Here is a 22,657-nt window from a genome sequence, read left to right as displayed (position 1 = left end):
AGCTCTCTTCCGTACGGCGGACCAGGTGCGGGATGCGGCTCAGTCCCATTCCAGGCCCCCGCGGCGCCAGACGTACGCGTAGGCGACGAACACGGTCAGGATGAACAAGACCATCTCCACCAGGCCGAACAGCGCCATCGAGTCGAAGGCGACCGCCCAGGGGTAGAGGAAGATGATCTCGATGTCGAAGACGATGAACAGCATCGCGGTGATGTAGTACTTCACCGGGAAGCGGCCACCGCCGGCCGGCTGCGGGGTGGGTTCGATCCCACACTCGTACGACTCGACCTTGGCCCGGTTGTAGCGCTTCGGTCCCATGACGGAGCCGGCCACGGCGGAGACAACCGCGAAGCCGCCGCCGAGCAGAAGCAGAATGAGAATCGGCACATAGGGGTTCACGCCGACCTGCTCCCCTTTCTGGCTGTTGTCGTACCGGCCCCCGGGGTGGTCATCCTAGGACTCCCTCGCCCGGTGGGTTTCGGCCGGCCGTGCCGGTTGGCCGGCCGGATGTCTCGGTGGAACGTGGTGTGGAGCTCGCATGATCACTACGCCGCCGGGGCGACCTTGCCGAGCGCGTTGATGAGCCGGTCCATGGCGTCACCTCCGCGCGGGTCGGTCAGGTTGGCCAGCAGCTTGATCGTGAAGCGCATCAGCACCGGGTGTGGCAGGCCGTGGCGGGTGGCGATCTTCATCACCTGTGGGTTTCCGATCGCCTTCACGAAGATCCGGCCCATTGTGTAGTAGCCGCCGTACCTCGCCGAAAGCGCCCGCGGGTAACTCTCCAGCACCCGCTCGCGCCCGGGACCTTCGGGGCGGGCCAGAGCCTGGGCGACGACCTCGGCGGCCATCTCCCCCGACTCCATCGCGTAGGCGATCCCTTCGCCGTTGAAGGGGTTGACCATGCCGGCGGCGTCGCCGACCAGCATCAGTCCGGAAGCGTAGTGGGGCTTGCGGTTGAAGCCCATCGGGAGTGCCGCTCCGCGGACGGGGCCGACCTGCCGGTCGTCGACGAAGCCCCACTCCGGCGGCATCCCCGACAGCCACGCCTTCAGCAGGCCGCGGTAGTCGGCGTTCTGGAAGCCGGTGGCGGTGTTGAGCATGCCGAGGCCGACGTTGCTGGTGCCGTCGCCCATGCCGAAGATCCAGCCGTAGCCGGGAAGCAGGTTGCTCTGGCCCGGCTTGCCGTCCCACAGCTCCAGCCAGGACTCCAGCCAGTCGTCGTCGTGCCGGGGGCTTTCGAAGTACGTACGGACGGCCACGCCCATCGGGCGGTTCTCGCGGCGCATCCGGCCGGCCGAGACCGACAGCCGGGAGGAGTTTCCGTCGGCCGCGATCACCACCGGCGCGCGGTAGGTGACCTCGGTGCCGGCACCTCCACCGGAGCCTTCGGAGCCGGCCTCACGGACCGCCTTGGCGGTGACGCCGACGATCCGGCCGGTGCGCTCGTCGGTGACCGGGCCGGTGACGCTGGTGCGTTCGACCAGCCGGGCGCCGGCCTTCTGGGCCTGGCGGGCGAGGGTCTCGTCGAAGTCGGTGCGCTTGCGGACCAGGCCGTACGGCGGGTACTCCGCGAGGTCGGGCCAGGGCAGCTCCAGCCGCATGCCGCCGCCGTAGATGCGCAGGCCCTTGTTCTGCAGCCAGCCGGCCTCGGCCGAGGTGTCGATGCCCATCGCCACGAGCGACTTCACCGCGCGCGGGGTGAGTCCGTCGCCGCAGACCTTCTCGCGCGGGAACGCCGTCTTCTCCAGCACCAGGACGTCGAGCCCGGTGCGGGCGAGGTGGTAGGCGGTCGTAGCGCCCGCCGGACCGGCTCCGACGACGATGACGTCGGCGTCGTGATCAGCGCTGTTGCGGCTCATGGCCCTTGCCTGGGAAGAGAGATTCGGGACCTGATGCGGTGGTGGTGCGTGGTACTGCGATGGTGCCGAGGTGTTCTGCCGTGCGAACTTGTGAACACCTTCACGAGTCCGTGACGGTCACAGTCTACGAGGTTCCTCGCCATCCGCACGCAAGCCCCCATGGCCGGGCTGACCTGGGGATTTAAGCGACGATTCGGTTGTCAAAAACCTGCTGGCCGGTGCCGGACAAAAGATCGCCGCCCACCTGCCGTTCAGCCGCTGCTCGGCCGCTGGTCGGCCGCCGCTCAGGCTCCTGCTCAGTGCCGGCTCACCCGCGGTCCGTCAGCCCAGCGGGAGGCGCCGCACCCGGATCCCGTTGGTCCCGAACGCCACGATCGCCCCCTCCCGCAGGTCGTGCGCGACGAGGTCCAGGTGGGTGAGGAGGTAGTCGGCGAGTACGGCCGCCGGCGCGATGCTGATCTCCCTGGTCAGCAGCACCGACGGGCCGAACGCGCGCTCGGCGGCCAGCAGCAGGCCGAAGTCGGTGAACGCGGAGACGACGATCCGCTGGTCGAAGCGCGCGTGCTCGAGCAGGTCGGCGTCGGCGGCGTCGTACAGGCCGACATGGTCCACGTGGACCGCGTCGTGGCCGGCCGCCCGGAGGTGGTCGCACAGCCGGACGGAGATGTTCTTGTCGGCGAGGAACCTCACGCGGACTCCCGCAGCGCCATCGTCGTCACCTCGCTGGCGTCCGCGGCGTACAGCAGGGCCTGCCGCAGGTCCTCCGCCTCGACGAAGGCGTACTCCCGCTGGATCTGCTCAAGGGTCCAGCCGGCCGCGGCGAGACGGATCAGCTGGGCCACAGTGAACCGCAGTCCGCGGATGCAGGGCCGGCCCTCCATCTTGCCGGGCTCGACCGTGATCCGGTCCCACACCTGGTCGCTCCTTCGCCTGGTCAGCGCCGGCCGGGCCGGAGTTTCGGGCTGATGTCGCAGAGGTGGCGCCCGGGATGCGTCGACGATGCGTCGACGCAGTGCGGGGCCGGTTCGGAAAGCGGGCGTTTCGGAGCGTACGGGACGCCAGGGGCGTTCGGGCTCGATCATGGCCCGGTCTGGGCTGATCAGGGCTGATCAGGGCCGATCAGGGGCGGTACGCGCGGTGCAGCGCGACGATCCCGCCGCTCAGGTTGCGCCACTCCACCCGGCCCCACCCGGCGGTGGCGAACTCGGCGGCGAGGGCCGCCTGGCCTGGCCAGGTCTGGATCGTCTCGGCGAGGTAGACGTACGACTCGGGTTCGGCCGCCACGCGGCGGGCGATTCCGGGCACGGCGCGCATGAGGTACTCGACGTACACCCGGCGGAACGGCTCCCACACCGGCTGGCTGAACTCGCACACCACGACCCGCCCGCCCGGCCGGGTGACGCGCAGCAACTCGGCCAGCCCGGCGCGCCGGTCGACCAGGTTGCGCAGGCCGAACGACATGGTGACCGCGTCGAAGCTCCCATCGGCGAACGGCAGCGCCAGCGCGTCACCACCGACGAACGGCAACTCCGGCCGCAGCCGCTTGCCGCGGCCCAGCATTCCGACGGAGAAGTCGCACGGAACGACGAACGCGCCGTCGCGTTCCATCGGCTCACTGGAGGTGCCCGTGCCGGCGGCGAGGTCGAGGACGCGTTCGCCCACCCGCGGGTCGACGGCCTTCACCACCGCCCGCCGCCACCAGCGGTCCTGCCCCAGTGACAGAAGGTCGTTGACCAGGTCGTAACGTTCGGCGATCTCGTCGAACATCGCCGCCACTTCGGCCGGCTGCTTTGCCAGGGATGCACGTGCCACGTGTCCAACCTCTCACGGCCGCGCCCGCGCCTTAACCTCGGCCGACACCTACTCTGGTGAGCCGTGACGGAATCATCGGCCATCCCCGCGGACGAGTTCGCGACCCCTGACGTGCCCCGGCTGGTCGTACGCACCACCGAGCTCGACCCCGACGTGCACGCCGGACTCGATCTCCTGCAGACCCTGCCCACCGAGGACGCGACCGCCTGGGTGCGGCGCGGCGAGGGGCTGGTCGGACACGGCGAGGCGGCCCGGTTGGACGTGTCCGGCCCCGACCGGTTCGCGACCGCGGTGCAGTGGTGGGACAAGCTGGCCGAGTCCGCCGCCGTACGGGACGAGATCGGCGAACCCGGCACCGGCCTGGTGGGGTTCGGCTCCTTCGCGTTCGCCGACGATCCCGGGCACTCCACCCTCGTCGTACCCCGCGTCGTCCTCGGCCGCCGCGGCGACCGCCGCTGGCTCACCACCATCGCGGTCGAGCCCGCCCTGCCGACGGTGCCGTCGCTGCCCGCGCTGTTCGGCACGCCCCCGCCGGAGCGGCCACAGGGAGTGGTGTTCGCCGACGGGGCGCTGACCGGTGCGCAGTGGGCGAGCGCCGTGGCCGATGCCGTACGCCGGATCGACGCCGGCGACCTGGACAAGGTGGTGCTGGCCCGCGACCTGGTCGCCGTCGCGGAGAAGCCGGTCGACTTCCGGTGGCCGCTGGCCCGGATCGCGCGCGACTACCCGGCGTGCTGGACCTACGCCGTGCGCGGACTCATCGGCGCGACGCCGGAGATGCTGGTCCGGCTGGAGAACGGCCTGGTCACCTCCCGGGTGCTCGCCGGGACGATCCGCCGCAGCAACGACGACGCGCGCGACCTTGCCCTCGCCGCCTCGCTGGCGCGGTCGAGCAAGGACCTGGAGGAGCACGAGTACGCCGTGCGCTCGGTGGCGGACGCGCTGGCGCCGCACTGCACGAGCATGAACGTGCCGGAGTCGCCGTTCGTACTCCACCTGCCGAACGTCATGCACCTCGCGACCGACCTCGCCGGCGTGCTGGCGGACGGCTCGAGTTCGCTGGAGCTCGCGGCGGCGCTGCACCCCTCCGCGGCGGTGTGCGGAACCCCCACCCCGGTCGCGTTGCAGCTGATCGCCGAGCTGGAACACATGGACCGTGGGCGCTACGCCGGGCCGGTCGGCTGGGTGGACGCCTCCGGGAACGGCGAGTGGGGCATCGCGTTGCGGTGCGCGCAGGTGGACACCCAGGATCCGCGACGGCTTCGGCTGTACGCCGGGTGCGGCATCGTGGCCGACTCCGTACCCGAGTCCGAACTCGCCGAGGCCCAGGCGAAGCTGGTGCCGGTCCGCGACGCGCTCACTCCGGACCCCACCGAGACGCCGTAGCTCCCGGGCGCCCGCGTTCTTTCGCTGCGGCTGGCGAGCGATCAGGAGTACACGGTCAGTGACACGCCGACGTAGTGGGCGATGAACGCCAGGACCGTGAACGCGTGGAAGACCTCGTGGAACCCGAACCACCGCGGCGAGGGGTTCGGCTTCTTCGTGGCGTACACGATCGCGCCCGCGGAGTAGAGCAGCCCGCCGGTGAGGATCATCGCGAAGACCGCGCCCCGGCCGTGGGCGAAGAAGTCCGGCAGCCAGAACGCCGCCGCCCAGCCGACCGCGACGTACACCGGGACGTACAACCAGCGTGGCGCACCCAGCCACAGCACCCGGAACGCCACCCCGAGCAGCGCGCCGCCCCACACGATGGCGAGCAGCACCTTGGCGTTCTGCCTGTCCAGCAACAGCAGCGTGAACGGCGTGTAGGTGCCGGCGATGATCAGGAAGATGTTGGCGTGGTCCAGCCGCCGCAGCACCCCCGCCGCGCGCGGCGACCAGGTCCCGCGGTGGTAGAGCGCGCTCACCCCGAACAGCAGGCTGGCCGTGAGGGCGAAGATCCCGGTCGCGATCCTGGCCACCGTACTCGGCGCCAGGATCACGATGACGATGCCCGCCGCCACCGAGAGTGGGAACGTCCCGGCGTGCAGCCAGCCCCGCAACTTCGGCTTGACGGTCTGGGCGACGTCGTGGACGGCCTCCTGCACGGGGTTTCCGAGGTCAGGAACGTGCATGGGCCCTCCACTGTGCGGATCCGTTGGATCGAGTCCCGGTCAGCTACGGGTGAGTAACGAACTCTAGTCTTACGGGCGTTCCACGCTGATGTGCCCGTCCAGCACGTGAACTATGTGCGTCGGGTGGACGGCTTCGACCAATTTTCGGTCATGGCTGGCCAGCACGAGCGTTCCGTCGTAGTCCGCGAGCGCCTGTTCCAGCTGTTCGACCGCGGGCAGGTCGAGGTGGTTGGTCGGCTCGTCCAGCACCAGCAGGTTGGCCTGCCGCGCGACGAGGAGTGCCAGGTCGGCGCGGGTCCGCTCCCCGGGCGAGAGCGAGCCGGTCTGTCGTACGACATCGTCCGCGCCGAGCCCGAACTTCGCCAGCAGAGTGCGCGCCTCGGTCTCGTCCTGCCCGGACGCCTGCCGGAAAGCGTCCAGCAGTACGACGTCGGCGGCCACGCCCCGGCGCACCTGGTCGATCTGCCCCAGCACCACGCCGTGCCCGATCCACCGCTCCCCCGCCGTCGGCTCCAACTGGCCGAGCAGGACCGAGATCAGGCTGGACTTGCCGGCGCCGTTCGGCCCGACCACCACCATCCGGTCGGCGTAGCGCAGGTCCAGGTCGACCGGCCCCAGCCGGAAGGACCCCCGCTGCACGACCACGCCGGCGAGCCCGGCGACCCGCGCACCGCTGCGGGATCCCTGGTCCAGCTTCAGCCGAAGCTCCCACGGCGTCCGCGGCTCCTCGACCTCGGTCAGCCGATCGGCCGCGCGCTGCGCACGGGCCGCGCCGGCACCGGTGCCCTGCGCCTTCTGGATGTGGAAGTGCCGGACGAACTTGTCGTTGTCGGCGGGCTTGCGGGCGGAGCGCTGGGCACCCGAGCGAGCCCATTCCTGCTTGCGTTTCGCCTGTTCCAGGAGGGTGTCGCGTTGGGAGGCGTAGGTGTCGTACGCCTCCTGCGCGGCGGCGTGCGCGCGCTCGCGTTCGGCCCGGTAGGAGGCGAACCCGCCGCCGTAGGTCCGCCCCAGCCGGGCGAACTCGTCGATCTCCAGCACGTCGGTGGCAACCCGCTCCAGGAACGCCCGGTCGTGCGAGACCACCACCAGCGCACCGGACCGGCTGGTCAGGAACTCCTCCAGCCTGGCCAGCCCGGCCAGGTCGAGGTCGTTGGTGGGTTCGTCGAGCAGGAGTACGTCGAACCTCGCCAGCAGCACCGACGCCAGCGCCAGCCGGGCGAGCTGCCCGCCCGACAGGGACAGCACCGGGTCGTCCAGCCGGTCCGGCGGCAGGCCCAGGTCGGCGAGGACGGCGGGCGCGCGGGTGTCGAGGTCCGCGGCACCGAGGGCGAGGTAGCGGTCCAGGGCGAGTGCGTACCGGTCGTCCGCGCCCTTCACGCCCTCGGCCAGCGCCGTGGTCGCGTCGGTGAGCTCGGCCTCCGCCGCGGTGACACCGGTACGCCGGCCGAGGTAGCCGGCGAGCGTCTCACCCCCTCGGGCGTCCCGCTCCTGCGGGAGCAGGCCGACCGTGGCCGCGGCGGGCTGGCGTTCGACCGAGCCCTGGTCAGGGGCGAGCGCGCCGAGCATCACCCGCAACAGCGTGGTCTTGCCGACGCCGTTGGGCCCGACGACGGCGTAGCGGTCACCGGGTGCGACGGTGGCGGAGATGCCCCCGAGCACGAGCTGGGGACCGAGGTGAAGCTGAACGTCGCGAACGACGAGGGTGGACGAAGCCGAGACGGACATGGCTGCTCCGGGGGCGACGTGGCCAGAGGCTGGCCGGCATGGTGCGCGGGCTGTTCAGCGGAGAAAGCACGCGCGAGGGCCGAACGTCGGCGGACTCCCGGGTGGAACGAAGGCGTTCCACACAACGGACGAAGTCCGCGGATCAGCTGCGCATCGGTCGGATCACTCCCGGATCGAGGGGACGGGCCAACCCTACCCGGCGGGGGCAACCGGTTTGGGACCGCTCGGCTCCGAGGCCGTACGGGACGCGCCGGCAAGCCTGCTCGCCCCGTCGGACGGCAGGGTCAGGCTCATCACGACCAGGGCGGCACCGAAGCAGACCACCGGCAGTGCCCACCACACCAGGTCGAACCTCGCCAGGAAGTACGCCAGGACCAGCCCGGCGATCGCGACCAGAGCACCGCTGTCCCGCACCGCCGCCCTGGGCAGGCGCGGCCGGCGGGCGACCAGCACCAGACCGACGATCAACGCCGCCATCGCCAGCGCGGCCACTGCCCACACGGCACCGGCGGGCAGGCCTGCCATCGCGCCGGGGCCGGCGAGGTTGCTGCGCAGGGTCGCCTTCACGCCCGGCAGGATCGCCGTGGAGTTCTCCGCGTGCACGCCGGGGAGTTCGGCGTAGGTGGTCACCGCGCTGCTGCCCGGCAGGCCGGCGGCGGTGAAGGTGACGGTGGACCCGCTGACGCTCGACGTACAGGGCGTGGTGTTGCCGCCGACCGTGCACGACACCCGGGTCGGCGTCCCGGGCGCGGTCACCGTCAGCCGCACCCGGTCGATCGGCTCGTCGTGGGCGCTGATCGCGTTCCACCACATGGCAGCCGGGGCCACACCGGAGTCCCCGGATCCGCTCGCCTGCTGGTCGCGCGGTCCGGTGACCAGTCCGCGCAGGACGTAGCGGACCTCGTAGCTGTGCCGGCCGGCCGGCGTGGTGCCGTCGGGTCCGATCCACACGGAGTACCACCAGGCCTGGTGATCGTGGTAGGTGCGCACCGGACGGCCGTCCATGCGTACAGCCAGGTCGTGCACCGACACCACCTGGCCGGTCGCCTGGTCGCGGCCGTCCGTACTGTCGCCGGCCGAGGTGAACCGGATCGGCACCGCCCAGTTCAGCGGGGTGGGCCGGGGCGCCGCCAGGTCGTAGGTGAACCGCTCACGCACGGCGACCGAGCCGTCGGTGCCGACCCGGGCGGTGAGGTCGTACGCCGGGATGCGGTCACCCCCGGCAGCCCCGGCAGCCCCGGCAGCTCCGCCAGCCCTGGCAGCCCTGGCTGCTTCGGCAGCCCCGGCGGTCTTCGCCACCGCCGCGTGGGCGGGCGCGGGGTGCGCCAGTCCGAGGCCGGCCAGCACCAGCCCCGCGAGGAGCGGGGCGAGCAGGAGCGCGACCGGGAACCGGTTCCGGCCGCCGTTCGCCGTCGTCATGACCGCTCAGCCTGCCAGCACACCCTGTGTCCTCATCTCCTACGTCCTCACTCGGGCCCGGAAACCGGCTCGAACCGGTAGGCCGTGACGTCGCGCACCGGCCGGTAGCCGACCGCGGCGTAGATCTTGTTCGAGGTCGGGTTGGCCAGGTCGGTGAACAACGAGCACGTCTTCGCACCGGCCTCCAGCGCGTGCCGGCTGACGGCGGCGACCAGCGCACTGGCGTACCCGCGCCCGCGCCGCTCGCGCGGCGTGTAGACGGGGCCGATCCGGACCACGCCGTGCACCGGCGTGGTGACACCCAGGTGCGAAACCGGCCCGTCGTGGTCCCACACCCACGAACGCCCTTCGGCCAGCCGCAGGTCGACCGCCTCGGTCACGCGGTGCCGCTCCACCTCCGTCGGCGCCTGCACCAGCCGGCCGGCGGCCTCCGCGGCGTCCGCCTCGAAGGCGAGGCACCACGCCAGCAGCGTGTCCCGGTCGGCGGCGGTGGCCGGTCTCAGGACGCCGGGGACCGCCATCGGCGGCGGCGTCACCGCGTCCAGCGCGTGCAGGCGCTCGGCCATCTCAGGTACGGCCTTCGCGGCGGTGAGGCGTTCCCAGGTCCGGACGAAGGCGGCGACGTACGGGTGGGTGCCGACCACGCCCGCCGCGTCCGGGCAGGCGCCGACCAGGACTTCCGCGGCCAGTTCGGCGGCCGGGCCGGACTCCGCGGACAGCCACACTCGCTGCGGCGGGGTCCGCATGGCGGCGGCCACCACCTCGCCGCCGCCCCTGCCGGCGTCGGCCGCGTCGGCATCGGTTCGCACCGTGAGGTACGTCGCCGGTGCGGGATCGGTGATCACGCCGGTCGCCCGGCCGGTGACGTTGGTGACCAGCACGTTGTTGACCACCGGATCCGCCGCGAAGTAGTCCGCGGCGGAGGTCAGGAAGGCGGCCGGGTCGTCGGTGAGTTCGCCGTGCACCGGCCGATCATCCCACCGAAACCACCGTCCGCGGGGGGACCTACAAGACCGCCGGGCCGCCGGGCCCCCGGCTCAGCGCACCCCGTCGTACGAGGCGGCCGACACCGCCTCGCGCAGCCGGGCGTGCAGGTCCCGGGTGCGCGACCGGTCGACCGGCACCTCGACCACGCGCAGACCCCGCGACCGGGACAGCGCCCCGCGCAGTTCCGCCCGGGTGGTCGCCCGGGTGAACGGCGTGTGGGTCGCCGCGGTGAGGGAGCCGAGGTCGACGCCGTGCGGCGTACCGAAGATCCGCTCGAACGCCTCGGCGTGGTCGGGCCCGCCCTGTTCGAGGGTGCAGAAGATGCCGCCACCGTCGTCGTTGACCACCACGATCGTGAGGTCGGGCCGGGCTTCGTACGGGCCGCGGACGAGCGCGTTCGCGTCGTGCAGGAACGTGAGGTCGCCGACCAGCGCGTACGCCGGACCGGACCGGTGCACCAGCGCCGCCCCGATCGCGGTGGACAGGGTGCCGTCGATGCCGGCCAGACCACGGTTGCTCAGTACGCGCCGGTGGTCACGCGGGTCGATCCGGCCGGACTCGTCGACCAGCCGGTTGTTCCACGGCGCGCCGGCGAGGTCGAGGTCGCGGATCGGGTTGGAGGAGCCGGCCACCAGCAGGCCGCCGCCGGGCAGGACGCCGGCGACCTCCCGGGCGACGTGCAGGCCGGTGAACTCCGGCTCACCGGCGAGTACGTCGTCGACGGCGGCGCGGGCGGCCCGGTCCGCGGCCAGCCAGGCGGCCAGCCACTCGTCCGGCTCGCGCCGGCCGGCACCCTCGACGGTCCCCTCCGGCGCCGCGGTCGTGGTGACGCGGTACGCCTGGTGACCGGCGTCCGGCCAGGACGGCCGACGGGACACCACGACCACCTCGACGTCCGGGCGGGCCAGCAGCCGGGTCACCGGACGGGACAGCGTGGGCCAGCCGTGCACGACCACGCGCTCGATGCCGGCCTCGAGGTCGGGCCGGGTGTCCAGCAGCAGGCGGTAGGGGCCGAGCGCGTTCGGCCCGGACCGCGCGCCGCTGGACGGCTCGGCGAGCAGCGGCCAGCCGCCCGTCTCGGCCAGCCAGCGCGCCTGCGCGTCGGCACCGTCACCGGCGACCACCACCGTGCGCGGGCCTTCCTCCAGCCAGGCGATGTGCTCGGTGGACAGCCGCTCGATCCGCGTCCACCGGCCGTGCCCGGACCGGCCGGCGAGGGACTCCGGCCAGTCGTCGCCCAGGCGAGGGTCGTCCAGGTCCACCGGGTCGGCCGGGTCGGGTACCAGTGGGTCGCGGAACGCGAGGTTGAGGTGCACCGGCCCTGGGTTGCGGTCGCGGAACCCGCGGGCCACCGCGGTGGCCCGGCCGGCGAGCTCGCGCCAGTAGGCGTTCTGGCCGGGCCTGCGCTCGGGTACGCCGACCTCGTGGAAGAGCCGCACCGCGTCGCCGTACAGCTTGATCTGGTCCGTCGTCTGGCTGGCGCCCACGCCGCGCAGGTCCGGCGGCCGGTCGGCGGTGAGCACCAGCAGGGGCACGCCCGCGTGGTTGGCCTCGAGCACGGCCGGGTGCAGGTTGGCCGCGGCGGTCCCGGACGTGCACACGACCGGGACCGGGCGGCGGCCGGCCTTGGCCAGCCCGAGCGCGAGGAACCCGGCGGTCCGCTCGTCGACGCGGACGTGCAGCCGGATCCGGCCCTGGGCGTCGGCGGCGTGCAGGGCGAAGGCGAGCGCGGCGTTGCGCGATCCGGGCGCGAGCACCGCCTCACGTACGCCACACCGCCACAGCTCGTCGACGATCACCCGGGCCAGTGCGGTGGACGGGTTCACGCGAGGCCCTCCACCCGGTCCAGGCGCTCCAGCCACCGCTGCCGGGTCGCCTCGTCGGCGGCCGCGGCGGCGAGGTGGGCGGGTTCGGGTTCGGGGCGGACGACCGGTAAGGCGCCGTCCACGGGGACCAGCGGGTCGGCCACCACGTCGGCGGTCAGCATCGAGACGGTGGCCAGGCCGCAGGCGTACGGCAGCTCCGGCAACGCCGCGGCCAGCGCGACGCCGGCGGCGATCCCGATCGAGGTCTCCAGCGCGCTCGACACCACCACCGGGAGCCCGATCTGCTCGGCGATCCGCAGCGAGGCCAGCACCCCGCCGAGCGGCTGGACCTTCAGCACGGCGATGTCGGCGGCCTCGTGCCGGACGACGCGATAGGGGTCGGCGGCCTGCCGGATCGACTCGTCGGCGGCGATGGGCACGTCCACCCGGCGGCGTACCTGGGCGAGCTCCTCGACCGTGGCGCAGGGTTGCTCGGCGTACTCCAGACCGCCGGCGGCCTTGTCCAGCCATGTGATCATCCGGACCGCGGTGTCGACGTCCCAGCTACCGTTGGCGTCGACCCGGATCCGGCCCTCCGGACCGAGGGCGTCGCGGACCGCCTCCACCCGCGCCAGGTCGTCGGACTCGGGCCGGCCGGGCTCGGCGACCTTCACCTTGGCCGTACGGCAGCCGGCGCTGCGGCACACCACCGCGTGCGCCCGCTCGGGCCCGACGGCAGGGACGGTGCAGTTGACCGGGATCGCGTCGCGGACGGGGGTCGGCCACACGTCGTACGCGGCCTCGCGGGCGGCTCGCAGCCAGGGGACGCAGGTGACGTCGTCGTAGTCGAGGAACGGGCTGAACTCGGCCCAGCCGGCCGGGCCGCGGACCAGGATCCCTTCACGGAGGGTGATGCCCCGGAAGCGGTTGCGCATGGCCACCGCGAAGACGTGGAGATCGCCGTCCGCCCGGATGATCATGGCCGCATCCTCCGTCTCTTCCCCCGCACCGTCCCCGTCGGGGGTCCCCCGCACGTCCGTGACACAGTGTCACGAAACCGGGCTCGTAGCCTAGTCAGGTGCCCACCGAATCCCACCGCCGACTGGTCGCCGTCGAACTCGTGGACGAGCCCCCTCCCGACAACCCGGGCGGCGGCTCGCGGGCCCTAGTCGATCATGCCGACCACGGCGTCGCGCGAGCCGGTGTCGACGGACTGCTGGCGCTGCTCGCGGACCGGCTCGGGAGCGACGGTCCGGCGCTGGCGCCGCTCGCGCCGGGACCCGAGCGCGAACAGATCCTGACCATACTCCGGACCGATCTTCCGCTGGAACGCGACGACATCGCCGTCGTACTGCCCACGTCCGGCTCCACCGGTGAGCCGAAGGGCGCCCTGCTGCCCGCGGACGCGCTGCTGCACTCGGCCCGGGCGACGCTGGACGCCCTCGGCGGCCCCGGCCGGTGGTTGCTGGCGCTGCCGCCGACCCGGGTGGCCGGCCTGCAGGTCCTGGTGCGCTCGCTGGTCGCCGCTACGACGCCGGTGATGATGCCGGGCCGGTTCACGGTGGAGGCGTTCACGGCGGCGACCGAAAGGCTGACCGACGGCTGGTCCGGTCGCCGGTACACCGCGGTGGTGCCGACCCAGCTCGGGCGGCTGCTCGACGGGGGCACCGCGGCGGTGGACGCGCTCAGGTCGTACGACGCGGTGCTGGCCGGCGGCGGGGCGAGTTCCGCCGCGCTGCTGGAGCGGGCCCGCTCGGCCGGGGTCCGGGTGGTCACGACGTACGGCATGACCGAGACGTGCGGCGGGTGCGTCTACGACGGCCGCCCGCTGGCCGGAGTCGACCTGGACGTCGACGAGGCGAGCGGCCTGGTCCGGATCGGCGGCGCGACGGTGTTCGCCGGCTACCGGCGGCGGCCCGACCTCACCGCGAAGGCCCTGGTGGACGGCCGGCACCTGACCAGCGACCTCGGCCGGCTAGGCCCCGACGGGACGCTGGAGATCCTCGGCCGGGCCGACGACGTGGTGGTTTCCGGCGGTGTCAACGTGCCCTTGCTCGCGGTGGAGCGGGCGGTCGCGTCCTGTCCCGGGGTGGCCGAGGCGGCGGCGGTGGGGGTCCCGGACCCCGAGTGGGGTTCCCGGGTCCGGGCGTACGTCGTGCTCCGGCCCGGGGCGGACGCGCCCGCGCTGGCCGACGTCCGCGACCACGTGAGCACCGCACACCCGCGGGCGTACGCACCACGCGAGGTGGTCGTGGTCGACGCGCTGCCGCTGCTGCCCTCCGGAAAGGTCGACCGCTCGGCACTACGAGCCGCCGCCGGCTGAGCCACCGGCCGTCGCCGGGGAGTCAGCACGCGCCCGGTCCGCAACCGGGAGCACCGTCCACGGCGGCCGCGGCGAGCGGCCGCCAGGACAGCCCGCACCGGCGGTAGAGGCCGACGGCCGCGGTGTTCGCGGTCTCCACCATCAGCCCGGCCCGCCCGTGCTCGGCGACGAGCGTGTCGAGGACGAGCCCGAACGCCGCCGCGGCGTATCCGCGTCCACGCAGCGCCGACCGCGCGCCGACGCCGGCGACGTAGCCCACCTCCGGCGCCGACCAGGCGTCCGCCGCCACCGCGGCCAGAGTGCGGCCTTCCGAGGTCTCCGCCCACGCCCCTGCCCACCGGCGTACGCCGGGCACACCGGGTGTGGCGTACGACTCAGGATGGGCCTCGGCGAGCAGGTCGGTGACCGTCGTCGCGAGGCCCGACCGGCCCAACTCCAGCCAGCCCGCGCCGTCCGGTCGCGGAGACGGCGACGGACGGGACGTCTGCATCCACCCGAACCCCTTCCCGGCAAGCGACAGGCCGGGCACCTGGCCGGCGACCGCCTCGACGAGGGCGGCGGACCCGATCGGCCGGTACGTCGGGCCGACCTCCGTCAGCACCTCCGCGACAAGTGGGACCACCAGGTCGGGCGGGCCGTGCACGGCGAGCCGGTCGCGGCGGGAGAGGCCCGGCGAGGCCACCGCCACGGCGTCGCCGCGGCGCCAGCCGCGCACTCCCGGCCCGAACCCCTGCGCCGCCCACAGCACCAGCGTGTCGTCGTCGGCGCAGGAGCGCAGCTCCCCTGTGCTTCGAACCTCGTACAGCCGCATCTGTACGTTGTGCACCAAGGCGGCCGTGGATCGCCAGCGACTTTCGGTGCCGACCCGGGCGCGGTGAACCGCACCGTCGTTGAAAGAATCCGGCCGTGGCAACTCCCGCACAGTGGTTGGACGGCGCCCGTCCGCGCACGTTGTCCGCGTCGATCTCACCGGTCGTCGCCGGATCCGGCGCGGCCGCGGCCGCCGGCTCGTTCGTCGCCTGGAAGGCCGCGCTCGCGCTCGTCGTGGCGGTAGCTTTGCAGGTCGGCTCCAACTACGCCAACGACTACTCCGACGGCATCCGCGGCACCGACGACAACCGCGTCGGGCCGCAGCGCCTGGTCGGTTCGGGTGCGGCGCGACCGAAGACGGTGAAGGCCGTCGCCTTCGGCTGCTTCGCGGTCGCCGCGGTCTGCGGTCTGGTCCTCGCGCTCACCACCGCGTGGTGGCTGCTGCTGGTCGGCGTGGCCGCGGTCGCCGCCGCGTGGTTCTACACCGGTGGCAGCAGGCCGTACGGCTACTACGCACTCGGCGAGATCAGCGTGTTCGTGTTCTTCGGGCTGGTCGCGGTGATCGGCACGACGTACGTCCAGGCCGGCCGGGTGACCTGGCCTGCCGTCGCGTGCGCGTTCGGTGTCGGTGCGCTCACCTGCGCACTGCTGGTGGCCAACAACCTGCGCGACATCCCCACCGACCGGGAGAGCGGCAAGCGCACCCTCGCCGTCGTGATGGGCGACCGCGCGTCCCGGCTGCTGTACGCCGGGCTGCAGGTCGTGGCGTACGTCGTGGTGGTGCTGCTCGCGGTGACGGTGACGCCGTGGACGCTGCTGGCGCTGCTCTCGCTGCCGCTGGCGGTCCGGCCGGTGGCCACGGTCCTTCGCGGGACCACCGGCCGGGCGCTCATTCCGGTACTCCGCGACAACGGCGTGGCCGAACTCGCCTACGCCGTGCTGCTCGCGGTCGGGCTCGTCCTCGCCTGAGCCGCCGAGGTGCGTGCCGAGTCAGGTGCGCTCGGTGGGGTCGTCCGTGGTGGACGACGTACCCATCTCGTCCTCGGGTTCCGGCTGGGCGTGGGTCACCTGCCGGCGTTCCTGGAGCCGTCGGACGTACTCCGGGGTGATCTGCTCCTCGTCGATGTCGCGCGGATCCTCGCCTGGCGTTGCGCCTTCTTTGGCCCAGCGAGACTTGTCGTGCGAGTCGCGGCGCGGTTCGTCGGTCATAACTGCCCGCTACCCAGGTGCACCGCCCGGAAACTCCGGAGCGGCCGACGGGGAGCCTCAGGGGGACCGCCCGTCAGGCCGCGACTACCGAACGTCGTCGGATTCGAGGGTTCCGGTGGTGGTGAACGCCTTGAGCCGGTCGGCGTACGGCGCGAGGTCGAGGCCCTGCGCGGCCACCCAGGCGTCGTCGTAGTAGGTGTGGGCGTACCGGTCGCCGCCGTCGCAGATCAGCGTCACCACGCTCCCCCGTTCACCGGCCGCCCGCATCCGGCCGACCAGGGTGAGCGCGCCCCACAGGTTGGTGCCGGTAGACCCCCCGGCGCGCTGGCCGGTCACCCCGAGCAGGTGCCGCATCGCCGCCACCGACGCCGCGTCCGGCACCCGCAGCATGGTGTCGACGACGCTGGGGACGAACGACGGCTCGACCCGCGGCCGGCCGATGCCCTCGATCCGGGACCCGACCGCGGTCACCTCGCTGTCGCCGCGTGACCAGCCCTCGTAGAACGCCGAGCCGTCCGGGTCGACGACGCACAGCCTGGTCTCGTGCCGGCGATAGCGGACGTACCGGCCGATGGTGGCGCTGGTGCCACCGGTCCCGGCACCGACCACGACCCACCAGGGCACCGGATGCCGTTCCAGGCGTAGCTGCTCGAAGATGCTCTCGGCGATGTTGTTGTTGCCGCGCCAGTCGGTGGCGCGTTCGGCGTAGGTGAACTGGTCCATGAAGTGCCCGCCGGTCTCCTCGGCGAGCCGGTGGGACTCCGCGTAGATCCCGCGCGGGTCGTCGATCAGGTGACAGCGGCCGCCGTAGAACTCGATCAGCGCGATCTTCTCCGGGCTCGTGCACGCCGGCATCACCGCCACGAACGGCAGCCCCAGCAGCCGCGCGAAGTACGCCTCGCTGACCGCGGTGGAGCCGCTGGACGCCTCGATCACCGGCGTGTCCGGGCCGAGCCAGCCGCTGGTCAGCGCGTACAGGAACAGCGACCGCGCCAGTCGGTGCTTGAGGCTGCCGGTCGGGTGCACCGACTCGTCCTTGAGGTAGAGGTCGATCCCCCACCGCGCCGGCAGCGGGAACACGTGCAGGTGGGTGTCGGCGCTGCGGTTGGCGTCGGCTTCCACCCGTCGGACCGCCTCGGCCACCCAGTCGCGCTCGGGCATCGGCCGCGGCGGCGTGGGCAGTGCGGGCACGTGGGTCGACGCTGGCATGGCCGCACCCTAGCCCTGCCCCGGCAGCGGTTCCGGTGGCGACGCCGTGTCAACCCGGGCTTGCCGCTGCCGTACGACCCAGAACACGACCGTGGACAGCACCGCCCAACCGGTCAGCACGAGGAACGGCTGGGCGTGCAGGTGGCCGGGAAAGTAGACCTCGGTGTGGATCGCGGCGATCGCGGCGCCGGACGGGAGCCAGGGGCCGATGATCCGCAGGAACAACGGGAGCAGCGGCCAGGAGACCACGCCGCCGGACGCGGGGTTTCCGAGCAGGACGATGATCGCCCAGGTGGGGATGATGGCCCACGGCCCGATCAGCACCAGGAACATCAGGAACACCGCGCTGGCGACGTACATCGCGAGCGCCAGCGTCAGCCAGACCGGCACGAAAGGCAGGTGGAGCGCGCCGAGGAGCCAGTCCACGACCGCCACGATCGCGAACGCCCCCAGCAGTGAGTACGCCACGGTGAACGCGATCCGCGGCCCGGGGCCGAGCCCGCTCGCGTGCATCCACAGCTGGGCTGCCCCGACGAAGCCGACCACGACCGCCGCCAAGGTGACATAGAAGATCACCAGGCCTCTCGGATCGCCCTTCTGCGTCGGGTTGAGGTCCCGTACGACGACCTTCACCCCGACCGCCCGGCCCACGGCCGGCGCCGCCTGCTCGAGGACAGTGGCCACCGAGGCCCCGGACGCCGAGGACACGTCCACGGTCACCTGCCGAGCCTGCCGAAGGTCGAAGATCGCGAAGTCCGTCTGCTCCTCGATCGCGTCGACGGCCCGCGCGTAGCTGGACACCGGGTGAGGCACCAACGCTCCGTCCAGCGCCTTGTCCATCCCGGTCAGGAAGGCGCGGTGGTCCGTCCCCTCGCCCCCGACCACGGCGACCGGGACCTCCTGCGGGCCGGGGTTGGCGAACGCGTAGGTGTAGGACCAGGCGAAGAAGCCCGCCGCGGCAGCGATGAGAACCACCAGGCCCGCCGCCGTGAGCGAGGGGGAGCTCCGGTTTCCCTCGGCCATGGGTACGAGGCTAGGTCAACCCAGCGTGCGCGTACGGGGACTCGCCGCACCTGTACTGTCGGCGGTCACCGTTCGCCGAGGAGCTGGGTGAGGAGGTCGGTGGCCACGTCGCGGGCGTCGCCGCGGCCCTCCGACAGCGCGCTCACCGCCGCGCCGTCGACGAGGGCGAGGACCACGTCGGCACTCACCCGGCCGGACCAGCCGGTGCGGGCGAGCAGGCCGTCGATCACGTCCAGGAACGCCGGCCGCATCCCCCGCAGGACCGCGGCAACCGCGGGATGGCGGGCGGCGGCGAGCAGTTGTTCGTACTGCGCGAGGACCGCGGCACGCCCGGCCGGCAGCACCGCGCGGGCCAGCCGCCGGGCGGTCTCGCGTTCGCCGTAGCTGCCCTCGGGGACCGCGGCCGCGGAGCGGGCGGCCCGGCGTATCCAGCGCTGCGCGAGGGCGCCGGCCGCGGTGGCGCGCAGGTCGTCCAGTGAGGCGAAGTAGTACGTCGTGGAGCCGAGGGGCACGCCGGCCTGGCGGGCCACCGCGCGGTGGCTCACCGCGTCCACCCCGGCGTCCTGGAGCAGGTCGGCGGCCGCGGCGACCAGTGCGTCCCGGCGCCGCTGGCCACGCTCCTGTCGGGGCGCCCGGGCGTCCCGGCCCTCGCCCCGGGGCGCCGGTCGGGCGGTCAGTGTCCCGCTCCGGACAGGTTGAGCCCGATCACCCCGGCGATGATCAGCGCCAGCGAGACGAGCTTCAGGACGGAGAAGCCGTCGCCCAGGAACACCATGCCGATCACGGCGGTCACCGACGCGCCGATGCCGGTCCAGGCGGCGTACGCCGGCCCGACCGGGATCTGCTTCATCGCCCAGGCAAGCCCGCCCAGGCTCGCGAGTGCGCACACGGCGAACACCACCGACGGCACCAGCCGGGTGAAGCCGTTGGACAACTTCAGCGAAATCGCCCAGCCCGCTTCGAGGAACCCCGATCCGACCAACACCAGCCACGCCATCCCGCACTCTCCTCGACCAGGGCCGAAAGCTGTACGTCCGTACAACTTAATCTGTACGACAGTACACGTTCGTGGGGGCGCGGCGGGACGACGCGACGACAGGCGGAGCGAGAGACGCGGGAGCGGAATCACCCGGCGAAGTGGCGGGCGATCAGGAGGTCCTCGGGGAGTCCCCAGGACGCCGGGTCAGCGTTCGGCGTCTTCCCGGCGGGTGGACGCGTCCAGGCGCCCGCGCACGGACCTCACGGCGGAGGTGAGCGCCGCGCCGGCCTCGACGCCGCGCTGGCGCAGCAGCAACCAGGACAGACCGGACGTGAGGAGCACGGCGGGCAGCGCGATCAGCCACCCCGACACGTGGTTGCCGAACAGCAGGTACAGCACTCCGAAGCACGCCAGGAAGATGACGAGCCGGAGCACCGTGTAGACGAGGAAGGTACGCACGACGTTGGCAGCGTACGTCAGGAGCCCAGCAGCTTGACCAGCAGGTCCGGCTCGATGTTGCCGCCGGAGACCACGGCCACGACCGGGCCGGCGGGCAGGTCGCCCGCGTGGCTGAGGTAGGCGGCGGTGGTCACCGCGCCGCCGGGCTCGGCCACCAGCCGGGACCGGGTGGCCAGCACCCGCACCGCGTCGGCGATGGCGTCCTCGGTGACGGTGAGGATGCCGTCCACGCGTTCGTGAACGTGCGCCCAGGTGAGCTCTGAGAGGCACACCCGCAGCGAGTCGGCGATCGTGCGGTAGGTCTGCTCGACCGGCCACACCTGGCGTTCGCCGAGGCGCATGCTCTCAGCGGCGTCCCCGGCCAGCTCCGGCTCACAGCCGAGCACCGTGACGTTGGGCCGCAGCGCCTTGACCGCGGTGGCCACCCCCGACAGCAGGCCCCCGCCGCCGACCGGCACCAGGACGGTCGCCACGTCGGGCAGGTCGGCGAGGATCTCCAGCCCGATCGTGCCCTGACCGGCGATCACGTCCGCATGGTCGTACGGCGGAATGTAGGCGTAGCCGTGCTCGGCGACAAGCTCGGCGGTGCGCGACTCCCGCTCCGCGGCCGGAACCATCACCACCTCCGCTCCCAGGGCTCGGGTGGCGGCGACCTTCACCTCGGGCGCGGTGTCCGGCATCACCACGGTCACCGGCGCGGCGTACTCCCGTCCGGCCAGCGCCACGGCCTGCGCGTGGTTGCCGGAGGAGTGCGTGACGATGCCGTGCGCGCGTTCCTGCTCGGTCAGCGCGCCGACGGCGTTCAGCGCGCCCCGGACCTTGAAGGCCCCGATGACCTGGAGGTTCTCCGGCTTGAGCCACAACGGCCGGTCGGCCTCGCCCCAGGACGTCGCGACCAGCGGGGTGCGCAGCACCCCCTCCGCGATCCGGTTGGCGGCGGTGCGTACGTCGTCCAGTGTCACCAGTGCGCTCTCGGCCATGTGCGAAACGCTACCCGGCGCCGGTTTCGTCACCGGCGTCCGCGTCCGCGTCGGGCGCGGCGCTCGCGCCCCGCAGTCGCGTCGGCACGGTCACCGGAGGAGCACGGGCCTGGAACCTCCCGGACGGCTACGCTCGGGGACAACTTCACCCCACAGCCGTCCGGGAGGGGGTTCGGTGCTCCGCGTACTACCCGTCCTGATCGCCCTCGTCCTGCTCGTCTACTGCCTGGTCGATCTCGCGCAGAGCCGATCCGACAGGGTCCGGGCGATGCCCCGGTGGGCGTGGGCGCTGGTCATCACGTTCCTTCCGTACGCCGGACCGGTCGGCTGGCTCACACTCGGCCGGCCCGTCGAGGGCGGCTCGTCCGGGCGGCCCGCACTCCGGCCCGACCAGCCGCTGGCGCCCGACGACGACCCGGAGTTCCTCGCCCGGCTCGCCCGGATGCGGCAGAAGTCCGAGGACGACCGGCTGCGGCAGTGGCAGGCCGACCTCGAACGCCGCGAACGCGAACTCGGCGGCGACGAAGGTGAGGGGTCAGGCGGTCCCGCCGGCAGCAGTCGCGCCTGAGACGTCGATTCCGCTACCGCTCGGGGGCTCGCGGGGCCTACTCTGCGGCGATGATCCCGCCGTCGCCCAAGGCCGCGTCCGACGAGGCCGAGCAGCCTGAGCAGCCCGTGTCCGAGCAGCCTGTCTCCGAGCAACCCGTGACCGGCCGATCCGTGTCCGGAGAGGAGTCCTTCGACGGGCACCTGCCGGCCGGTGTCGCGGCTCGCGCGGGCGCCCTCCTGAGCGACCATCTCGGCACACCTGTCCGCGTGGCGGGCTACGAGCCGCTTCGGGTGGACGGCCACGCGCACGTCGCCCGGTTGGTCCTCGCCGGAGCGCCGTTTCCGTCGGCGGTGGTGAAGGTCGCGCATCGCGGCGACGACGGCGAGTTCGACCGGGCCGGCACCGACTTCTGGAGCCCGGCCAACCGGCTGTGGAACGAGTGGTGCGGCCTGGAGTTCCTGTCCTGCGTCCCCGGCGGGGCCGGGACACCTGCCTTCTACGGCGGCGACGCCGAACTCGGCTTCATCCTGATCGAGGACCTCGGCGCCGACCACAGCCTCGCCCACGTTCTGCTGCGCGAGAGCGCCGAGCAGGCCCGGGCCGGACTGGCCGGCTACGTGGACGCCCTGGCCCGAGTCCATGTGGCCACCTTCGAGCGGGCGGAGCAGTACACCCGGCTGCGCGCGCGGTTCGGGACCTCCGCCAAGGGCGAGGGCATCGGGCACGACGTCCGCACCAGGCTCGCCCCCGTGCTGGCCGACCTCGATCCCGGCCTCGCGACCGCCGTCGACGAGGCCGCTCTGACCGCGGTCGACTGGATCGAGGAGGTGCTGGCCGACCCGACCTGGCAGGCGTACAGCCCGAACGACTGCTGCCCGGACAACAACCACGTCGGCGCCGACGGCACGGTGCGGCTGTTCGACCTGGAGTTCGGTGGGTTCAGGCACGCGCTGCTCGACCTCGCCTACGTGCGCACGGTCATGCCCACCTGCTGGTGCGTACGCCGGCTGCCGGACGGGATGCCGGAGGTGCTGGTCGCCCGCTACCGCCGACGGCTCGCCGAGGCCGGCCGCGAGGTGGACGGCACCCGTGGCACCGACTTCGACGCGGCGCTGGACGCAAGCTCGGCGTACTGGGCGCTGTGGTCACTGACCTGGATGACGCCCCGGGCCATCGCGGCGGAAGGGGCCGAGCGAGGACGTTTCGACGAGTGGGATTTCGACCTGCCCTCGCACCGTGAGTTGTTCGTACTCCGGCTGGACAACCTCGCCGACGCCGGCCGCCGTCAACCCCGCCTTGCGCCGCTGGCCGACCTCGCCGGCAGGATCCAGGCGGTCGCCCGGCGGGCCTGGCCGGGTGTCGCGCTGCTGCCGATCTACCCCGCGTTCGGCTGA

At 73.0% G+C, this 22,657-nt stretch carries 24 protein-coding genes; 5 read left to right on the top strand and 19 right to left on the bottom strand.

What is annotated here, in order from left to right; all coding sequences use genetic code 11:
• Positions 1 to 39 precede the first annotated feature (39 nt).
• The 5 genes from ABZV93_RS07685 to ABZV93_RS07665 all read right to left on the bottom strand — a co-directional run bounded on the left by ABZV93_RS07685 (position 40) and on the right by ABZV93_RS07665 (position 3,671).
• A complete protein-coding gene (locus ABZV93_RS07685) occupies positions 40 to 399 on the bottom strand; it encodes an NADH-quinone oxidoreductase subunit A (RefSeq protein WP_092652806.1) in 360 nt (119 codons plus the stop codon).
• Positions 400 to 545: 146 nt separating this feature from the next.
• A complete protein-coding gene (locus tag ABZV93_RS07680) occupies positions 546 to 1,859 on the bottom strand; it encodes a geranylgeranyl reductase family protein (RefSeq protein ID WP_354932074.1) in 1,314 nt (437 codons plus the stop codon).
• Positions 1,860 to 2,180: 321 nt separating this feature from the next.
• Entirely contained in the window at positions 2,181 to 2,549 is a 369-nt protein-coding gene (locus ABZV93_RS07675) for a DUF5615 family PIN-like protein (protein WP_354932071.1), read from the bottom strand.
• The gene (locus tag ABZV93_RS07670; protein ID WP_354932068.1) at positions 2,546 to 2,773 is read right to left on the bottom strand and encodes a DUF433 domain-containing protein; all 228 of its coding nucleotides are present in this window, start codon (positions 2,771 to 2,773) and stop codon (positions 2,546 to 2,548) included. Before ABZV93_RS07670 ends, ABZV93_RS07675 begins: the two co-directional genes overlap by 4 nt.
• 205 nt (positions 2,774 to 2,978) lie before the next feature.
• Positions 2,979 to 3,671 carry a demethylmenaquinone methyltransferase gene (locus ABZV93_RS07665; protein ID WP_354932066.1) on the bottom strand — a complete coding sequence of 231 codons (693 nt, stop codon included), beginning with the start codon at positions 3,669 to 3,671 and terminating at the stop codon, positions 2,979 to 2,981.
• A gap of 63 nt (positions 3,672 to 3,734) precedes the next feature.
• Between ABZV93_RS07665 and ABZV93_RS07660 the strand changes: the two genes are divergently transcribed.
• Positions 3,735 to 5,057: an isochorismate synthase gene (locus ABZV93_RS07660; protein WP_354932063.1), complete on the top strand. Its 1,323-nt coding sequence runs from the start codon at positions 3,735 to 3,737 to the stop codon at positions 5,055 to 5,057.
• Between the two features lie 41 nt (positions 5,058 to 5,098).
• Here the strand turns inward: ABZV93_RS07660 and ABZV93_RS07655 are convergent, their stop codons facing one another.
• From ABZV93_RS07655 to ABZV93_RS07630, 6 genes are all read right to left on the bottom strand, one after another.
• The gene (locus tag ABZV93_RS07655) at positions 5,099 to 5,785 is read right to left on the bottom strand and encodes a hemolysin III family protein (RefSeq protein ID WP_354932060.1); all 687 of its coding nucleotides are present in this window, start codon (positions 5,783 to 5,785) and stop codon (positions 5,099 to 5,101) included.
• Positions 5,786 to 5,854: 69 nt separating this feature from the next.
• The gene (locus ABZV93_RS07650; RefSeq protein WP_354932057.1) at positions 5,855 to 7,510 is read right to left on the bottom strand and encodes an ABC-F family ATP-binding cassette domain-containing protein; all 1,656 of its coding nucleotides are present in this window, start codon (positions 7,508 to 7,510) and stop codon (positions 5,855 to 5,857) included.
• 192 nt (positions 7,511 to 7,702) lie between these two features.
• A complete protein-coding gene (locus tag ABZV93_RS07645; RefSeq protein WP_354932054.1) occupies positions 7,703 to 8,929 on the bottom strand; it encodes a DUF2207 domain-containing protein in 1,227 nt (408 codons plus the stop codon).
• A gap of 47 nt (positions 8,930 to 8,976) precedes the next feature.
• A complete protein-coding gene (locus tag ABZV93_RS07640; RefSeq protein ID WP_354932051.1) occupies positions 8,977 to 9,894 on the bottom strand; it encodes a GNAT family N-acetyltransferase in 918 nt (305 codons plus the stop codon).
• A 72-nt stretch (positions 9,895 to 9,966) separates the two neighbouring features.
• Positions 9,967 to 11,742 (bottom strand): 2-succinyl-5-enolpyruvyl-6-hydroxy-3-cyclohexene-1-carboxylic-acid synthase, encoded by a 1,776-nt coding sequence (gene menD, locus ABZV93_RS07635; RefSeq protein WP_354932048.1) that lies wholly within the window; start codon positions 11,740 to 11,742, stop codon positions 9,967 to 9,969.
• The gene (locus tag ABZV93_RS07630; RefSeq protein WP_354932045.1) at positions 11,739 to 12,701 is read right to left on the bottom strand and encodes an o-succinylbenzoate synthase; all 963 of its coding nucleotides are present in this window, start codon (positions 12,699 to 12,701) and stop codon (positions 11,739 to 11,741) included. Before ABZV93_RS07630 ends, menD begins: the two co-directional genes overlap by 4 nt.
• Before the next feature lie 98 nt (positions 12,702 to 12,799).
• Between ABZV93_RS07630 and ABZV93_RS07625 the strand changes: the two genes are divergently transcribed.
• Positions 12,800 to 14,044 carry an AMP-binding protein gene (locus tag ABZV93_RS07625; protein WP_354932042.1) on the top strand — a complete coding sequence of 415 codons (1,245 nt, stop codon included), beginning with the start codon at positions 12,800 to 12,802 and terminating at the stop codon, positions 14,042 to 14,044.
• 22 nt (positions 14,045 to 14,066) lie between these two features.
• Here ABZV93_RS07625 and ABZV93_RS07620 read toward each other — a convergent pair whose 3' ends face one another.
• Entirely contained in the window at positions 14,067 to 14,870 is an 804-nt protein-coding gene (locus ABZV93_RS07620) for a GNAT family N-acetyltransferase (RefSeq protein ID WP_354932039.1), read from the bottom strand.
• A gap of 80 nt (positions 14,871 to 14,950) precedes the next feature.
• On the opposite strand from ABZV93_RS07620, the gene ABZV93_RS07615 reads away from it, so the two are divergent.
• Positions 14,951 to 15,823, top strand: coding sequence for a 1,4-dihydroxy-2-naphthoate polyprenyltransferase (locus ABZV93_RS07615; RefSeq protein WP_354932036.1), 873 nt, complete (start codon positions 14,951 to 14,953; stop codon positions 15,821 to 15,823).
• 21 nt (positions 15,824 to 15,844) lie between these two features.
• Here the strand turns inward: ABZV93_RS07615 and ABZV93_RS07610 are convergent, their stop codons facing one another.
• The 7 genes from ABZV93_RS07610 to ABZV93_RS07580 all read right to left on the bottom strand — a co-directional run bounded on the left by ABZV93_RS07610 (position 15,845) and on the right by ABZV93_RS07580 (position 20,713).
• Complete coding sequence (locus ABZV93_RS07610; RefSeq protein ID WP_354932034.1) at positions 15,845 to 16,063, bottom strand: hypothetical protein; 219 nt, start codon at positions 16,061 to 16,063, stop codon at positions 15,845 to 15,847.
• 84 nt (positions 16,064 to 16,147) lie between these two features.
• Positions 16,148 to 17,224, bottom strand: a complete 1,077-nt coding sequence (locus ABZV93_RS07605; protein WP_354932573.1) for a PLP-dependent cysteine synthase family protein — start codon at positions 17,222 to 17,224, stop codon at positions 16,148 to 16,150.
• A gap of 57 nt (positions 17,225 to 17,281) precedes the next feature.
• Positions 17,282 to 18,295: a hypothetical protein gene (locus tag ABZV93_RS07600; protein WP_354932031.1), complete on the bottom strand. Its 1,014-nt coding sequence runs from the start codon at positions 18,293 to 18,295 to the stop codon at positions 17,282 to 17,284.
• Between the two features lie 65 nt (positions 18,296 to 18,360).
• Positions 18,361 to 18,888, bottom strand: a complete 528-nt coding sequence (locus ABZV93_RS07595; protein WP_354932571.1) for a TetR family transcriptional regulator — start codon at positions 18,886 to 18,888, stop codon at positions 18,361 to 18,363.
• A gap of 80 nt (positions 18,889 to 18,968) precedes the next feature.
• The gene (locus ABZV93_RS07590; protein WP_354932028.1) at positions 18,969 to 19,292 is read right to left on the bottom strand and encodes a multidrug efflux SMR transporter; all 324 of its coding nucleotides are present in this window, start codon (positions 19,290 to 19,292) and stop codon (positions 18,969 to 18,971) included.
• A 186-nt stretch (positions 19,293 to 19,478) separates the two neighbouring features.
• Complete coding sequence (locus tag ABZV93_RS07585) at positions 19,479 to 19,733, bottom strand: DUF4229 domain-containing protein (RefSeq protein WP_354932025.1); 255 nt, start codon at positions 19,731 to 19,733, stop codon at positions 19,479 to 19,481.
• Between the two features lie 17 nt (positions 19,734 to 19,750).
• The gene (locus ABZV93_RS07580; RefSeq protein WP_354932022.1) at positions 19,751 to 20,713 is read right to left on the bottom strand and encodes a threonine/serine dehydratase; all 963 of its coding nucleotides are present in this window, start codon (positions 20,711 to 20,713) and stop codon (positions 19,751 to 19,753) included.
• Between the two features lie 175 nt (positions 20,714 to 20,888).
• On the opposite strand from ABZV93_RS07580, the gene ABZV93_RS07575 reads away from it, so the two are divergent.
• Entirely contained in the window at positions 20,889 to 21,281 is a 393-nt protein-coding gene (locus ABZV93_RS07575; RefSeq protein ID WP_354932019.1) for a PLD nuclease N-terminal domain-containing protein, read from the top strand.
• A 50-nt stretch (positions 21,282 to 21,331) separates the two neighbouring features.
• Positions 21,332 to 22,657: a hypothetical protein gene (locus ABZV93_RS07570; RefSeq protein ID WP_354932016.1), complete on the top strand. Its 1,326-nt coding sequence runs from the start codon at positions 21,332 to 21,334 to the stop codon at positions 22,655 to 22,657.

This window comes from Actinopolymorpha sp. NPDC004070, assembly GCF_040610475.1.
Lineage (GTDB): Bacteria > Actinomycetota > Actinomycetes > Propionibacteriales > Actinopolymorphaceae > Actinopolymorpha.
The sequence above is the reverse complement of the archived record's forward strand: the minus strand, read 5'-3'. Positions and strand labels throughout refer to the sequence as shown.

Bases quoted from the DNA above. Each gene is read 5' to 3' on its own strand.
- ABZV93_RS07680 (WP_354932074.1), bottom strand. From the start codon at position 1,859: ATGAGCCGCAACAGCGCTGATCACGACGCCGACGTCATCGTCGTCGGA.
- ABZV93_RS07655 (WP_354932060.1), bottom strand. From the start codon at position 5,785: ATGCACGTTCCTGACCTCGGAAACCCCGTGCAGGAGGCCGTCCACGAC.
- ABZV93_RS07650 (WP_354932057.1), bottom strand. From the start codon at position 7,510: ATGTCCGTCTCGGCTTCGTCCACCCTCGTCGTTCGCGACGTTCAGCTT.
- ABZV93_RS07645 (WP_354932054.1), bottom strand. From the start codon at position 8,929: ATGACGACGGCGAACGGCGGCCGGAACCGGTTCCCGGTCGCGCTCCTG.
- ABZV93_RS07630 (WP_354932045.1), bottom strand. From the start codon at position 12,701: ATGATCATCCGGGCGGACGGCGATCTCCACGTCTTCGCGGTGGCCATG.
- ABZV93_RS07610 (WP_354932034.1), bottom strand. From the start codon at position 16,063: ATGACCGACGAACCGCGCCGCGACTCGCACGACAAGTCTCGCTGGGCC.
- ABZV93_RS07605 (WP_354932573.1), bottom strand. From the start codon at position 17,224: ATGCCCGAGCGCGACTGGGTGGCCGAGGCGGTCCGACGGGTGGAAGCC.
- ABZV93_RS07600 (WP_354932031.1), bottom strand. From the start codon at position 18,295: ATGGCCGAGGGAAACCGGAGCTCCCCCTCGCTCACGGCGGCGGGCCTG.
- ABZV93_RS07590 (WP_354932028.1), bottom strand. From the start codon at position 19,292: ATGGCGTGGCTGGTGTTGGTCGGATCGGGGTTCCTCGAAGCGGGCTGG.
- ABZV93_RS07580 (WP_354932022.1), bottom strand. From the start codon at position 20,713: ATGGCCGAGAGCGCACTGGTGACACTGGACGACGTACGCACCGCCGCC.
- ABZV93_RS07570 (WP_354932016.1), top strand. From the start codon at position 21,332: ATGATCCCGCCGTCGCCCAAGGCCGCGTCCGACGAGGCCGAGCAGCCT.